Genomic DNA, 14,904 nt, shown 5'->3' with positions numbered 1-14,904 from the left:
CATGAGCAACGAGAATTGGTTGTAGCGCTTGGAGAGGGGAAAGATGACCCGAAGTATAGGGGAGCGAAGAAAGAGGCGTTAAAACAGTATGCTGAGGCGTTTCAAGAGCGGAATCCAAATCTAGTAGTTTATAACATGGTTTTACATGATGATGAAGCCAATCCGCATTTACATATTAACTATGTACCGAATTTCGAAAGTAGTCGAGGATTAACGAGGCGTGTCGGAATGGATAGAGCCTTGCAACAACAAGGTATACAAGGAAAAGGGACGGAGTTAATTGCGAATTGGAGACAATTAGAAACGGCTTATATTGAATCTTTGGCTAAAGAACAAATTCCAGAATTTGAACGAGCGAATGTAGGTTCACATAAGTACATGAAAGTCCGTCAATACAAGGAATATGCTGAAATGAAATCAACCGTTGAGAATCAAATATATGAAAAAGAAATGCAGTTAGAAGTTTTTGACCATCATATGAAACATGCTGAAGAAAAAGTAAATGAATTACAGATGGTGAAAAYACATGTAGCTGATAAATACAAAGAGTTAGAAGCAGTGGAACAACAAGTAAAAAGTGAAAGTGAAAAGTTACAGCTGATTGGTCAGCGATATATAGAGTTAGAAAAAAAGGTGAAACAACAAAGAGTTAGAAGCAGTGGAACAACAAGTAAAAAGTGAAAGTGAAAAGTTACAGCTGATTGGTCAGCGATATATAGAGTTAGAAAAAAAGGTGAAACAAGAGCAAAAGGAATTGGATAGTGCTAAGGATCAGATACCGAATGTACCTGTTAAAATTCCATTTTTACGTAGAGAAGTAATTACAACGGTACAAGATAAAATGTTTGGGAAAGCTGAAATCACGAAGAAAAAGACAAAGAATTATGTATTATCACCAGAACAATATCAAGAATTTACACAACAAGTGAATGCAGCTGTTACTATCAAAAAAGATTATGAGCGTTTGAGAAAAACAGATTTTGTGAAAGAGAATGAAAGTTTAAAAGCGCATGCAGAGGGGTGGATGGAAGAAAATCGAACATTGAAACAAGAAAAAAGTCAGTTGCAAAAAGAAGTTGGTGTATTAAATAGAGAAATAGGCTCGCTAAAGGTTCATATAAAAGATTTACAGGTGAACATAAGGGTTTTATATCAACAGACGAAAAAAGTCTTTAAAGAGAAATTTAAGGCGTTTAGAGGGCTTATCAAAAATGAATTAGACGATAAAGGGGCAGATAATCATTTTGAACGTGAACATAAAAAAGAAATGAGTAGACAGAAAGGATATGAAATGGAGAGATAGATAGGAGGTGTTCTGATGAAAAAATTAAAAAGAAATTCAATTAAATGTAAGAAATGTAGATGAAAAAGGGAATTGAATTTTGTGTTTTTGCAAGGGATGGAAAGCTTTAACAAGGTGTTTCATGTTATTATAGAGAAAGACATACAAACGAGAAAAACCGCCCAAGCTTTGGACGGCAAGGCGGTTTTTCATAATAAGGTTGGAATCAACCAATATATATTCTATATACATTCTAACATATAAAAGTTGATTCCTTCCACTAAGGGAGAGAATTATTTTATGACAAAAGTTGTAGATTTTGGACAAGCTGAAAAAAAAGCGAAAATAAGAGATAGTAAGATTGATAGTATTTATGATCAGTTGCAAACTGGTGGATATTCAGAAGAAGAAAGAGCTATGCTTTTACAGATGTTAAGTAAAATGTCTGGTGGGGAAGAATATTTCATAGGTAAAAAGAAAAAACCTACAGATCGGGTGAGATTTGTGCAAATTATAATGGATAATATAGATTATCTGATTGAAATAGGTTATTTAAGTAGTAAAGAAGAAGCTTTTTTATTCAAATTAACTTCATCTGTAGAGTTTAAAACCAATGTTCTCGTAGAACGTGAGACAAATAATCCAGCATCGCCTACATATTTAGCTGAAAAGTTTAAAATGACTCGTCAAAGTATTTCTAGTGTTATGAATGGTTTATTAAAAAAGGGAATATTAGCAGTTGCACAATCAGGTGTTACAACTGAAGATGGACGGGTTTGTACTAGCCGTACATGGTTTGTAAATCCAAATGTTATGTGTTGCTCTCCTAAAGATGGAATAGATAAAGCAACTCAACATATTTTTAGGGATTCATTAAGAAATTTTAAAGTCGAAGATCAAGGAAAGAAAAAACATAAATTACCTATTTATTTATTTTAAAAGAACGCAAAAATTTTCTTGCGTTCTTTTTTTTGTTGTTATTTACCTTTTTTTAGGTGTCACTTTTTTTTGACACCTGTGTCACTTTTTTTTGACACCCTATCTTCTATAAACCTTTGATATTACTGACTTTCTTCACTTTGCTCTTCTCACTCTTATATATAGGGCTAAAAGTTCCGCAAGGAACGGGTCGTATTTTTGAGAAACCCACTCAAAAATCTCCACCCTCAATATCAAAAAGTCGGTTCGTTAATCCTCACCTAAAGGCTACCGCCTTTTCTTTTTGATATTGTCCCTGCAAAACTTTTTTCGGCTCGTGTACTTTTCTCGCCAAGCCGACAGACAAAAAGCAAAGCAATGGTTCTCGACTTGGATGAGCAAGTATACGAGCCGAACCGCTTTGATCATTCGTTCTAAAATAGTCCTTATTCACAAAATAGATACGTAATACGTGGGGTTTCGCCCCCACACGACGAGCCAGCACTCTAGCCAAAAAGCAAATTTCAAACTAAAAGACACGAACAAAATCATGCTAAGCAAAAAAATATAATGAGCTGCCCATATGGACAGCTCATTTACATAATTATCGTTATCGGCATAAAAAAAGGATCTTCAATTTAAGATCCTTTTTACTACTTCTAATAGTTTAATTCAGCTTATAGCATCAGCTTTTGTTACATGTACAGTACCAAATGGATGGTTAGGAGGAGCATATATTGAGTAAAGTTTTAGAGGAATATTACCTGTATTGGTTAGATTATGCCATGTTCCAGCCGGTATCATTATGGCATAATCATCATAGACATTTCTTTTAAAGTTTAAATTATCTTTACTCTTGCCCATTTGAACAATCCCTTGGCCTTGTTCAATACGTAAGAATTGATCAACGTTAGAATGCATTTCCAAACCGATATCTTGGCCAACATTGAGACTCATTAAAGTAACTTGTAAATGTGTTCCTGTCCATAAAGCAGTACGATAGGTGTTGTTTTGCTTCGTTGCTTCATTGATATTAACGACAAATGGTTTTGGTCCATAATCTGTTAACGAAATTCTTCTGTCACCGTTGGAAGAGCGAAAAAAATCAAATCTGTTTGCATGCTCTATCTCATTAGGAAAAGTCGAGTAAACAGACTGTCTTCCATAGTTATACATTGGTATTGGTACATTAACATAATAAATATATTGATATGGATATATATAAGGATTATAGTGCATTTTCCCCAATCCTTTCACGTTTTTACAAAATTATTCTATGCATTTATTAAGGGAATGTACTTAGATTCAAGGTGACTTATTAAAAGTCCTCCAGATTGTTTAACTGGGGGACTTTTATGTTTACATAATTATCGTTAGTGGTAGTTGTAAGAAGTTATTTAGTAGTATTATCTTGTAAGGCTGTAATGTTACAGTAGTTTAAATTAGGACTTGTGATAATGCGTAAATACAAACAAAACCAGCAAAACATCTTTTCTGTGTCGTACTGGTTTTGTTGAAGTTCATTTTGAATTGTAGCTAGTTCAACGTGATTGCAAATTCCGAATTCGGCGCGCCAGCAAATACAACTGTTCCGTTATTCGGCAGTTTTACTTTGTTATTGCCGCTCACAACGGTAAAATTGACGCATACTCCCTTCTCATCATACACCGCGAACGAACTTTTCGATGACAACGTCACGGTCATCGTTTTCCCTGCTGCCGCTTGCGGGATCGTAAACCATTTCGCATGCCCATTTGCTTGCAGCGTAACTTTGGATAATTGGCCTGAATCAAGCGGTTTTACGTTGGATCCACTTACGTATAACAATCCATTCATCTCCATATATTCATTGCCGTCTTCTGTATAGAAATGAGTTTCCGTCGTATCACGGCCGTTCATTACAGGAATTTGGAGCTGATGCGCCGCGGTGTTCGGGCCTGTAATTTTTCTGCCGTCCCAATAGCCCGCCAGGCCTTCCTTGCGAGTAATTTGTGTGGTAAGAATTTTCGGTTCAACGAGATATTCAGCAGAACTAAATTTTTCGTTTACGAGATAGAACTTGACGCCTTCCCGCTTCGCCCATGCGGCAGCGGTTTTCTTCGATAGCACGTTGTCTTCTAGTTTTTCAGCTAAATAATGAGTTAACACATCTTGCCCTAAGCCTGGCGTCGATTGATATGTGCTCTCCCTCAAATAAGTTCTTCCATTCTTCTCGGTGACGAAGTTGAGCTTGGAAGTACCCTTCTTATTAATAAAGCTTCCATTCGCAGTATATACATATTTTTCTTTTCGATTAGATGGTAAGAACAGTTCTCCATTCTTTGTAATTTCTATTTTGAAATGACTTCCGCTATTGCCGTAAAAGCCTGCTTTCTTTGCCACATCTTGAGGCATCTTAGCTTTGATCGGCTTGCCAAAAGATTTGTTCGGCTTGATATCTTTAATTGTGCCTTTCTCTTTGAGCGCGGCGAGCAGTAATTGAGTTGCCATCAGTTGATTTGTAGAGCTTTGGCCACCGGATGACAACACAGCCGCTGCCATCTTCTGTTCCGGAAGCACGACCAGTATAGCATGTTGCAGTGCCGTGTCACCGCCCTTAGCCAAGCCTTTTATCCCATATTCACTGAATGGGTATAGTTTCACACTATCCCAGCCAAGTCCATAGTTTAAAATATTATCTCCATCCCCCGGCCACATTCCTTTTTTATATTCCTCTTGCTCCATCGCCTTGACCGCTTTATCAGAGAGGATACCTTTTCCCTGCCCCATAAATAATTGTGAGAATCGTACCATATCTTCTGCCGTAGAAGAAATCCCTCCCGAACCAATCACATTCATTGATTCAATGGGAAGCTGCTCTTGGTACGCCGGAAAATAAAGTCCAGCACGCTTTTCGTCTTCCCATTTGTCCTGTGGCGTTTTCGTATGATTCAGCTTTAATGGTTTTGTAAACTTTTGGTGTAGAAATTCGGTAAAGCTCATACCGCTGACTCTTTCCACCAAAATCTCGGCTAGCGTAAAGCCGTCGTTGCAGTATACCGAGAACGCGCCAGGATCCGCCTTCAAGCTCTGGTTGGACAATTGTCGTAACAAGACATCATGGGCATAGGTATCATTATCGTTAAATAGATATACATTACTAAATGTGGAACCTTGCAAGCCGGAGGAATGGTTCAACAACATACGAGGCGTAATGCGTTTGTATCGCTCGTCTTTCATCTTGAAATCAGGAACATAGTGGACGACAGGAGCATCCAAATCGACTTTTCCTTCGTCAACCAATTTCATTACAGCCGCTGCTGCATACATTTTACTGACTGAACCAACCCCGTATATAGTATCTTTAGTCAGCCGCTGTTCCCCTTCCATATCGTTCTTACCTGTCTGACCCGACAAAATAAGTTTTCCATTATCAATTAGCGCATACTGCACACTAGTCGTACCATGGGACTTCGTGAGTAGCGCAGCCTTCTCTGCCGCAATCTTCTCCAGTTCTTGGCTAGCAACTTCTTGGTTAGCTACAACTGGAGTTTTACTGTTAGAAGACGCTATCGCCCCTGTTGGTAGGGTCATCGTTAGTGCTAATGTAGCGGCTAATACCCCAGATAGTTTATTTTTCATGAGAGAATTGCCTCCTTTAACGTACAAGATATTGACTTAAATGTGTCTAAATCGTGTCGTAACGTACAATTTTCCTTTTTTGATAAGGTGACCCCAAGTGAAATATTTTTAAAAGGATCAGAACTGTTAGCTCTACCTACACTGTTCAAATTGACGGCCAATGTTTAGGGGTACGGCAACGATTCATTTCTTTTGTCACTCAAGAAAAACGCACCTTATAAGCCTATTTTTCTAATTTTTTATATTCGGTAAAGAAAACTAATAATTTTTCATTCAATAACTATATCGAATTTATATTTGGTATAGTAAAATGCCTTGAAACCTCTAAAAATTGGCGAGTGGCTCCAAAAGGAAGGAATAGTCATATCCTTTGTTACTGGTTTGTTTTTTGTATATAAGTCATATCTTTTCTGTCTTTCACGTCTCGTTATATTTTTATCATATACAATGAAACTTTCTTTTTTCTTACCTATTCTTTACAAATTTCTTACGTTCAAAATAGCTTCTATAATTAGGATAGAAGGAGTATCTATGCCCGAAAGTTCAAAGTATTTTTCAATAAAAAATAATCTTTTACCATATTTACACATTAGAGGGGAATTAGTATTATGGAATTGTTAAAAAATGTAATTAGAGGAGCGATTAAAATGAAAAAAAGAATTCTTATTCCGGTAATGAGTATAGGATTTCTAATTTTTAGTGCATTTTATAGTCCTGTTCAGAATACAGTTTCCGCTCAAATTAACAATGAAAAATCATCCATAAATGAAAGTGAGTTTTGGCTTTATGATGGGGATCCAATAAGATACTACCCTTATTTCAATACTTTTATTGGAATTGCTGATTTAAGTTCATCTACTGAACAAGAATCAAGCCGTGTAGTATTTGAGTTTTATAATTTACTAGGTGATTTATCGTATGAAACAAGTGCCACTATCCCTAATCATAATCATTCAGCTTTCCAACCATTTTCAGCTCCTATAAATTCTTTAGAAAATGCTGTCTATTCTGTAAAGGTCAAAGTTATAAACGCAAAGGTAGATCCAAATAAAGTTAAATTTGCTCATATAGAATAATACGTGTGTGTACATGTACATAGGAGGAACTTCTATTTATTAGAAGCTCTTTCTACACCTAAAAAATGGGTACAAGTTGTCATTTTAAACTGTGAAAATGGCGATGAATAAAAATCCATGTAAGGTTAACATAACGTCTCATTATCGGTAGCAAATATTTTGATAGAATTCTTGTTTTCATGAGGTTTCTTGATTTTATGTCTATCTATCTTCTTATACAGGATTTTATACATCGTTGATGTAGCGGGAATCTTAGGGATCCTCGCTACTCTTTTTTTGCATAAAATCTTGTATAGAGAAAAAAGATTTTGATGTTGTTATCGAGAAGTAATGAGGAACCGATTTTAAAAACGAATTGATTTCGAAATCAATTCGTTTTTAAAATCGGTTGTGAAATCAATTGTAAGTGAATTCCGTTTTTGATTGAAATGTTGATATAATAGTGTTTCTGAGTGAAAAAGCTTATTCCGTTTTTTAGGAGGAATTAAAATTGGAATTAAAATCAGAAATGTACACACCGAAAATTGTTGCTGATAATTTAGGGGTTACTCCCGATTTATTAAAAGTATGGTCAAACGAATTTAATATACAAACTGAGCGAAGTCAGGGAGGACATCGTAGGTACTCTAAGGAAAATATTGAAGAATTAAAAGGAATAAAAGAAAAAATACATGTACAAAAATGGTCTTACGATCAAGTTCGAGCATGGCGGAATGGAGAACTTGATTTATTTGTTTCCAAAGAAGAAAAATCAGAATTAGAAAAGAAATTGGATGAAGTATTAGAAAATCAGCAATTACAAAATCAGTTTAATCAAGCATTAGTTCAAAAATTACAAGAGATTACGAATGAATTAGTTACTACAAAAGAACATTTAGTTAATACTGAGAGAAAATTAACTAAAGTAGAGGAGAAGAATGGTGAATTAGAAGTTTTTATAGAGAAAAAGTTAGAGAAACGAGATCAGTTATTGCTTGAAAACATTAGAGATATACAGAAACAAAAACGGAAAGGTTTTTTCGGTTTGTTTAAAGACTAATTAATTGATTATGTGAAAGAAAAGTTTCTTCAGAAAATAAAATGTACCCTATAGAGTAGACACTAAAAAAGTCTCCCTATAGGGTTTTTGTATATAATTAAGAAAAACATAAAGACTGGGGAAATTNCTTCAGAAAATAAAATGTACCCTATAGAGTAGACACTAAAAAAGTCTCCCTATAGGGTTTTTGTATATAATTAAGAAAAACATAAAGACTGGGGAAATTTATGAGTAAAAAGGTTTTTACAGAGAAAGAAATTAAGCTATTATCATCTAATCAATATGTTAAATCTGTCAGTTCAAAAAGTATCACATATACGGATAAATTTAAGCGTATATGTATTGAGGAAAAAGAGAAAGGAAAGTTTCCAAGACAAATCTTTGAAGAATGTGGGTTTGATGTAGAAATCTTAGGAATGGATAGAATTAAGGCAGCGAGTAAAAGATGGCAAAAAGCTTACAATGAAAATGGGATTAGCGGCCTACGTGACACTAGATTTGGAAATTCAAAGCGTTCTAGAGAAAGAGAACTGACTCTAGAGGAGAAAAACGCTCGCTTAGAAGCTCAAATTAACTTACTAAAGGCAGAAAATGAACTGTTAAAAAAGATTCGTTTGATAGAAAGGGGGCTAAAAAAGTAGCCCTTCTCTCTAGCCAGAAATATATCCTAATTCGTTCAGTGATAGAAATATATCAACTCAAACATATGGTGAAATACCTATGTGGAATAGCCGGTGTCTCAAGAAGCGGTTATTATAACTATTTCTCTGTGAAATCACAGGAACGAAGACATCAAAAAGATGAAAAGGATGAGGTAGTAAAAGGGCTCATCCTAAAAGCCTTCCATTTCAAAGGTCGTAAGAAAGGGGCTCGCCAAATCAAAATGACTTTGGCGGGTCAATTTCAGGTTGTCTACAATTTGAAACGTATACGACGAATCATGAAGAAATACAACATTATATGCCCAATTAGAAAGGCAAATCCTTATAGACGAATTAGGAAAGCTACAAAAGAACATCGAGTTGTGCCAAACCTATTGAATCGCCAATTTAAGCAAGGAATCCCTGGTAAAGTCCTCCTAACAGATATCACATATTTATTTTATGGAAAAGGTCAGAAAGCCTACTTATCAGTCATTAAAGATGGTTCAACTGGTGAAATTTTAGCCCATCATATATCAGAACGAATGACTGTAGAATTAGCTACAGACACCCTTCTAAAGTTAAAAAGGAACAAAAACTTTCAGAAAGCCAAAGATGCCTTGATTCACTCAGATCAAGGTATTCAGTATACGCACCCTAATTTTCAAAAAGCAGTTAAGAAACTAGGCTTACAACAATCCATGTCAAGAAGAGGAAACTGTTGGGATAACGCTCCCCAAGAATCTTTCTTTGGTCATCTTAAAGATGAAKCCTCTATTCAAGCATGTACAACTCTAGATGAATTAAAAAAAGAAATTAAACAATATATGATCTACTACAATTATTACAGATATCAATGGAATTTAAAAAAGATGACCCCTGTACAATACAGAGATCATCTTCTTCAAGCTGTCTAGGCTTTTTTTAATGTCCTTTACAAAGGGTACATTTTATCAATGGAATTTAAAAAAGATGACCCCTGTACAATACAGAGATCATCTTCTTCAAGCTGTCTAGGCTTTTTTTAATGTCCTTTACAAAGGGTACATTTTAAAATTTGAAGGAACTTTTCTTTCGTTAAATTGGTTTAATACCAGTGTAGTTGTGATTAGGGAAAAAATAATTTATTTTGTTACTTTAGCAAGAAAAAACTGACAAAGATCAGTTTTTTTATTTGCTGAAAATCGAGCGAAGCGACAACCGTTTTAGGACGAGAAAATGAAATTTTGAGGCCGAAAAAACGATAAAGGTTGTAGGAATCTCCTACCAAGTCAAAAACGTAGTTTTTGGGGTTTGTCATGACAAACCCGTAGCTTGCCTCCTCTTTTCTCTTTTAGAATTCTACACTTAATTGCTACTTTGTTTTTGGTTACAAGAACGCGCTGGTACTGGGCTAGGAAGCGCGGTATTGCCGCGCCGTTGCGAAGATAAAAGGATTTGCTAAGAAAACGTGGATATAACAGTTGCTCTCCACAATAAATTGGTTTTGGAGATTTATTTTGTGGTGAACTTCTATCTAGTTTTAATTAATAATAATTATAAAGATTAACAGCAACTATTCCTTCAAAACGGTAATTTGACAAAGTATCTGTGATATCAACATAATATTTTCCAGGTTTCATATTTATAAAATCAGCATTGTTGTAAGAACCTTCCCCATCAAAGAAAGCTTTTGAACTAGTACAGCTTCCAGTAGATACACTACATAATCTTACTCTTAAAGGACTAATATCCCAATATTCAGTCTTAATACCTGAGTTCTTGTTGATACGGTACGTAGTATCTGCAATAACCTCAACATCATTAAGTGTACTAGTAGTGATAATTGTTTTTTCGTATCGTCCATCTTCAGTTTGAAATTTAGTAAATGGATATTCTTCTGCACTAGCACTAGACGTTTGAAAACTAAATAAAGCCACTAATATCCCGATTGCCAAACCTAGAGATTTTAATTTATTTTTCATTGATTTCCCCCCTTATTTTTAAATACCAACTAGTTGGTATCAATTAATGCATTATATGCTGAGGAATGTGTTATGATTAATTAAATATTCAGTTTTTTCAAAAAAAGGGGTGCTATGGTGAATTATCATCAGAAACAATCAAAAGATACAATTAACAAATTAATGCAATCGGGAATTGAATTGTTTTCTAAGCAGGGATATTCTAGTACAAGCGTTGATCAGATTGTAAAACATGCTGGTTATTCTAAAGGTGCTTTCTATGCTCATTTTTCTAACAAAGAGGAATTTTTACTAAGGCTGATAAAAGAAGGTATTGATTTCTATTTTGAAGATTTAAAAGAAGCTCTTAATGAAAAAAATCGAGATTTACTAAATAAATTTAAAAAGCATAGCATGCGTTTGGTCAATGAGGCTTATGAAAAGGGGTCTTCTCCTATGCTTCTTCAAGGATGTATGATTTCGAATGAATTACCACAGATAAAAGAGATACTTATTCTCCAGATGGAAGAATGGAGGACGTTTACTACACATTTTATTCAAGAAATGAAAAATGAAGGTATTATCGGAAGTTCATTGGATGCCAGAATCTTAGCAACAGCAGGAATGGCTCTTTTTAATGGATTTAATTTGCAACATTTTGTTGATAATCGAATTCAAATACAGGACATGCTAAGTGTTTTTGTTGAATTACTTCAAATCCAAGAACCTAATAAAAAAGATGAATAGGAGTATATAATATTTGAATGATAGTTTATGAATACTCTATACATGTAAGGTTAACATAACCTATTTTATTAGTAGCAAGGACAAGGTGGAATCCTTGTTTTTTCTTTTTTATGTAAAATGGATATACAAGATTTTATCTTTATATTTACAGTGTTTTGAATGTATACTTTTGTTGTGTATTTTGAGGATATCAGGGGAATTGGGATGAAGTCAATGTTTAAGGGGATTCGAATGTAAACTAATTTTTAAAAGTTTACTTTCATTTTTTGTTTGAACTTTAAAATCATTCTATATAAAAGGAACGTTATATACACAAAAAATAAAAATAATAGATTTGTGAAAGACTTTTGTAACATTTGTGAAAAGCTTTTATAAGAATTAATATATATGATTGACTCAATATCACTAGAGAATAAGAAATAATGAAGAAAAGGGAGAGATAGTATGTATCATATGAAAAAAGTAATTCCAGCAGCATTAGCATTTGCTGTTCTAGCAAGTCCAGTTTTAGATTTAAGAGCAGAAGCAAGTACAGTATCTAGCACAGTTACTTCTGTTGAAAAAGAAAATCCAACATTAAATCTTAAAGATGGACAGATGACTGAAGAAAATTCCAATGTAAACAAAGAGTTTGATGCAGATTATATCAATAATAATATCATTCGAGCGAACTTTCCATCTGTTACACCACCACATATCAAGGAAGCAAAACCTCTTCAATATTTATATTTAGATTATAATTATACAAATGGCAATAAAATTATTGGGGATTGGAGAAACAAAGAGTTAAAACATATGGATCCGCCACCTAGATTTTATTATGACCTACAATTTATGGGGTATAGCCAATCCCAAATCGAAGAATATTTTGGAAGCACTTATGGTGAGTCCTTTGTAAAAGGACTTGTTATAGAAACATTAGAAAACTATTTCCACACTCGTTATGCTCAAGATCCAAATGACCCTGATGTACAAAGAGTATTAAACAATAAATATTACGAAAAAAGTGAAGCAGAAAATGATTTTAGAAACCCAGAGTATTTCATAGGAGAAGCTAGCTTAAGAAGAGCAATTATAGACGAGTTTGGAAAGAAAAGTTTAGATGAGCTTGGAATCCAGGTTATTTGGGGCGACAATAATTGGGGAGCTGAAAAAGCAGTAACAATTGGTTATTCAGCGAAGACACCATTTAATCCACTAAAAGATGCTGTATTAACAGAAAAGAAATATCTTAAAAAAGTTCCTGGTGGTTCAGCATCAATCCCAGCTAAAAACACAGGATATGAGGTAACATTTGATATCAAAACGGGGATGACAAATGAACAGTCACAATCATTTGCTCATACAGTAGGTGTAAATGCTGGTTTTGGTATTGAAGATATTTTTGAAATTGGAGCAAGTTATGAGTTCCAAAGTACATTTGGTACAAGTATCTCATTAAGTGAAGAACAAACAGTATCTCGTAAATTTAGTCTTACTAACGATACAGATAGAACGATTACAGCAGCATTATATCAAGTTACTGCTGAATATACATTAAAACCAGGTTCAGTAGCTGCTGGACTTGTAAATAAAACAGTAAAATCACCTTTTGCACAGTTCTGGCAAGGCGGCCATTATTGGGATACATCTACTAAAGTAAACGTATCATCCACTTCAACAGGTGCAATTAAAACAGATGATTTAAAACTAGTTCGTTCAGATGTGTTAGAAAAATAAGTTTGAACGAAAAAACTCCTTATTTTCTAAATCACGCTGTAAAAAGGACATAGAATCCATATTCTATGTCCTTTTTCGTGTAATTCATAATTTGGGATTCTTATAGTATTAGTAATTTATTACCCCTTACCTATTTGAACTATCCCCTAAACAAAAATTTCACTTCTCTACATTTGGTTATTTATGAGAATTAAGCTCGTTTTTTCGTTTCGGGGAACAACGAAGTTCTTAAGTTGATAGCAATGGGCTGAACCCCCATATGGCTCAATACAAAAAAGACACCTCTTGTGAAAGAAGTGTGCCTTATTGTGAAAGACTGCTATTCATCTTATTATTCGAGTTGGCTCTATCATGTGCATACACTGATATCACTAAATTAGAAATGTGATTGATTTACCACTATCATGATTGTGTAAAATAGAAACAAAAACAGTCTAAAATATATCTAGTTCTACTGTAAAGAATTAATTATTGGACCCACTGTACAATTTCTTTTATAGTTTGCCTTGTTTTTTCTCTTGGCTGATTTACACGATATCCAAAAGCGACCATGGATGATATTCCAAAGCGGTTCTTATCCATAAGGCCTTCATTTACTAGGATATCCTCTACTTTATCTTTATTGAACCCTTCTATTGGACAAGAATCGATACCTATATGGGCAGCAGATGTCAGCATGTTGCCCAGTGCAAGGTATGTTTGTCTACATGACCATTCAAACATGGCTCTTTCATTTTCGAACAATTTAAAATCAGTATAGAGAAATTTCTCATAGGCTGAACATCTTTGTAAAATGATATTTTCAGGTAATTTGTGAGTGTTTCTCATTATATTCAATATATAATCAGAGTCAGCAGACATATCTTTTTTTGTCCGTGCTAGTATGACAATAAAGTGACTTGCAGTTTTAAGTTGTTTTTGACCACCCCAAGTGACTGGAATTAATTTTTTACGCAATGTCGAATCTTGTAAAACAATAAATTTCCAAGGTTCAAACCCAAAAGAACTAGGCGATAACCTTGCTGTCTCGAGAATAAAATCAAATTCTTCCTTAGTGATTTTTCTATCTATATCAAACTCTTTACATGCGTGTCTGTATTTGAATGCTTCTATTCTTAAGTTGATGGGCATGATGGTGACCCCTATAACGAAAATTGTATTCCTTGATCATTTGTATCCTTGTCATATACATCTGCAGCACTAATTCCATTAAAAGCTTTCACCGTAAACCCTGTATTAGATGACCCAGAACCATTATATGCTTTCGTTTGCTCCATTGGTCTTACATTGTATTTATCACCTAAATTCAGTGCTCCGTTACAGTTTTCAATAACCACACCATCGATAACAGCAGGCATCGTATCACTCACTTTCATTATGTTATTTTCATTTTATGAAGAGTGCCTAAAAAAATAGCATGTTTCAAAAAAAGAAAAAACTTTCCTGTAAAACAAAAAAACACTCATAATGAGTGTTTTTTTGTTTTACAAGACTGATTTGGAGACAATTGACTTCTTCAAAAATTTATTAGGGGTAATTTTTTGAAAAAGAAAACCTTTTCAAAATTAATGTAACATGAATCGAATATACAGTGAATTGATAATCTTTATACGGAAGATTGCTAATGTTTAGTATAGATACTTATCCCTATAAAGATAGTAGAAAGTACTTCACTACAGCAAAAAGAAGGAGACGCCTCGTGAAAAGACGCCCCTACTTGTCTATAACCTTTATATGTCGAAACCCCATCCCATTTACACGTAAATACACCCTATAAAACAGAATTAGTGACTAGTACAAGATTGTTAGATACAAAAAGAATCCAAGATGCATCATTATTTATTAAGAAATTCTGCTTTATAGAGCGTATCCACAAATCATAGTTTAATTGGTTCCTTTCCGTTTTTCACTTGAAATG

General features: G+C 34.3%; 12 protein-coding genes and 1 pseudogene. 7 read left to right on the top strand and 6 right to left on the bottom strand.

Features of this window, described 5'->3' with window-relative positions:
* Both AZF08_RS10030 and AZF08_RS10025 read left to right on the top strand, forming a co-directional pair.
* Positions 1-1,303: pseudogene (locus tag AZF08_RS10030) on the top strand (plasmid recombination protein); the annotation flags it as partial.
* 279 nt (positions 1,304-1,582) lie between these two features.
* Positions 1,583-2,221 (top strand): MarR family transcriptional regulator, encoded by a 639-nt coding sequence (locus AZF08_RS10025; protein ID WP_063177275.1) that lies wholly within the window; start codon positions 1,583-1,585, stop codon positions 2,219-2,221.
* Between the two features lie 256 nt (positions 2,222-2,477).
* Here the strand turns inward: AZF08_RS10025 and AZF08_RS10020 are convergent, their stop codons facing one another.
* From AZF08_RS10020 to AZF08_RS10010, 3 genes are all read right to left on the bottom strand, one after another.
* The gene (locus AZF08_RS10020; protein WP_235190157.1) at positions 2,478-2,690 is read right to left on the bottom strand and encodes a hypothetical protein; all 213 of its coding nucleotides are present in this window, start codon (positions 2,688-2,690) and stop codon (positions 2,478-2,480) included.
* Between the two features lie 182 nt (positions 2,691-2,872).
* Positions 2,873-3,439: a cupin domain-containing protein gene (locus AZF08_RS10015; protein WP_033679125.1), complete on the bottom strand. Its 567-nt coding sequence runs from the start codon at positions 3,437-3,439 to the stop codon at positions 2,873-2,875.
* Between the two features lie 297 nt (positions 3,440-3,736).
* The gene (locus AZF08_RS10010) at positions 3,737-5,821 is read right to left on the bottom strand and encodes a serine hydrolase domain-containing protein (protein ID WP_033679127.1); all 2,085 of its coding nucleotides are present in this window, start codon (positions 5,819-5,821) and stop codon (positions 3,737-3,739) included.
* A gap of 608 nt (positions 5,822-6,429) precedes the next feature.
* Here AZF08_RS10010 and AZF08_RS10005 point away from each other — a divergent pair.
* The 3 genes from AZF08_RS10005 to AZF08_RS28560 all read left to right on the top strand — a co-directional run bounded on the left by AZF08_RS10005 (position 6,430) and on the right by AZF08_RS28560 (position 9,494).
* A complete protein-coding gene (locus AZF08_RS10005; protein ID WP_235190158.1) occupies positions 6,430-6,897 on the top strand; it encodes a hypothetical protein in 468 nt (155 codons plus the stop codon).
* A gap of 490 nt (positions 6,898-7,387) precedes the next feature.
* A complete protein-coding gene (locus AZF08_RS10000; protein ID WP_033679128.1) occupies positions 7,388-7,936 on the top strand; it encodes a MerR family transcriptional regulator in 549 nt (182 codons plus the stop codon).
* Positions 7,937-8,163: 227 nt separating this feature from the next.
* A protein-coding gene (locus AZF08_RS28560; protein ID WP_235604055.1) for an IS3 family transposase occupies positions 8,164-9,494 on the top strand; the annotation gives its coding sequence in 2 pieces (ribosomal slippage) (positions 8,164-8,536 and positions 8,536-9,494; 1,332 coding nt in all).
* Positions 9,495-10,103: 609 nt separating this feature from the next.
* On the opposite strand, the gene AZF08_RS09985 is transcribed toward AZF08_RS28560, so the two are convergent.
* On the bottom strand, positions 10,104-10,541 hold the full coding sequence (locus tag AZF08_RS09985; RefSeq protein ID WP_033676355.1) for a hypothetical protein: 438 nt from the start codon (positions 10,539-10,541) through the stop codon (positions 10,104-10,106).
* Between the two features lie 114 nt (positions 10,542-10,655).
* Here AZF08_RS09985 and AZF08_RS28555 point away from each other — a divergent pair, with 114 nt between their 5' ends.
* On the top strand, positions 10,656-11,267 hold the full coding sequence (locus AZF08_RS28555; protein ID WP_082246146.1) for a TetR/AcrR family transcriptional regulator: 612 nt from the start codon (positions 10,656-10,658) through the stop codon (positions 11,265-11,267).
* A gap of 444 nt (positions 11,268-11,711) precedes the next feature.
* Entirely contained in the window at positions 11,712-12,986 is a 1,275-nt protein-coding gene (locus tag AZF08_RS31195; RefSeq protein ID WP_235190081.1) for a hypothetical protein, read from the top strand.
* Between the two features lie 468 nt (positions 12,987-13,454).
* On the opposite strand, the gene AZF08_RS09970 is transcribed toward AZF08_RS31195, so the two are convergent.
* Together AZF08_RS09970 and AZF08_RS09965 are read right to left on the bottom strand one after the other, a co-directional pair.
* Complete coding sequence (locus AZF08_RS09970; protein WP_033676353.1) at positions 13,455-14,117, bottom strand: NAD(P)H-dependent oxidoreductase; 663 nt, start codon at positions 14,115-14,117, stop codon at positions 13,455-13,457.
* Positions 14,118-14,128: 11 nt separating this feature from the next.
* Positions 14,129-14,362: a spore germination protein gene (locus AZF08_RS09965; RefSeq protein WP_082246145.1), complete on the bottom strand. Its 234-nt coding sequence runs from the start codon at positions 14,360-14,362 to the stop codon at positions 14,129-14,131.
* Positions 14,363-14,904: the final 542 nt, after the last annotated feature.

It is taken from the genome of Bacillus gaemokensis, assembly GCF_001590835.1.
Classification (GTDB): Bacteria; Bacillota; Bacilli; order Bacillales; family Bacillaceae_G; genus Bacillus_A; species Bacillus_A gaemokensis.
This window is presented reverse-complemented; position numbering and strand designations above follow the sequence as displayed.

What these genes read in the sequence shown, in the direction of transcription:
- AZF08_RS10015 (WP_033679125.1), bottom strand. Translation starts at nt 3,439, where the DNA reads ATGCACTATAATCCTTATATATATCCATATCAATATATTTATTATGTT.
- AZF08_RS09985 (WP_033676355.1), bottom strand. Translation starts at nt 10,541, where the DNA reads ATGAAAAATAAATTAAAATCTCTAGGTTTGGCAATCGGGATATTAGTG.
- AZF08_RS10025 (WP_063177275.1), top strand. Translation starts at nt 1,583, where the DNA reads ATGACAAAAGTTGTAGATTTTGGACAAGCTGAAAAAAAAGCGAAAATA.
- AZF08_RS09965 (WP_082246145.1), bottom strand. Translation starts at nt 14,362, where the DNA reads ATGAAAGTGAGTGATACGATGCCTGCTGTTATCGATGGTGTGGTTATT.
- AZF08_RS10010 (WP_033679127.1), bottom strand. Translation starts at nt 5,821, where the DNA reads ATGAAAAATAAACTATCTGGGGTATTAGCCGCTACATTAGCACTAACG.
- AZF08_RS09970 (WP_033676353.1), bottom strand. Translation starts at nt 14,117, where the DNA reads ATGCCCATCAACTTAAGAATAGAAGCATTCAAATACAGACACGCATGT.
- AZF08_RS10005 (WP_235190158.1), top strand. Translation starts at nt 6,430, where the DNA reads ATGGAATTGTTAAAAAATGTAATTAGAGGAGCGATTAAAATGAAAAAA.
- AZF08_RS28555 (WP_082246146.1), top strand. Translation starts at nt 10,656, where the DNA reads ATGGTGAATTATCATCAGAAACAATCAAAAGATACAATTAACAAATTA.
- AZF08_RS31195 (WP_235190081.1), top strand. Translation starts at nt 11,712, where the DNA reads ATGTATCATATGAAAAAAGTAATTCCAGCAGCATTAGCATTTGCTGTT.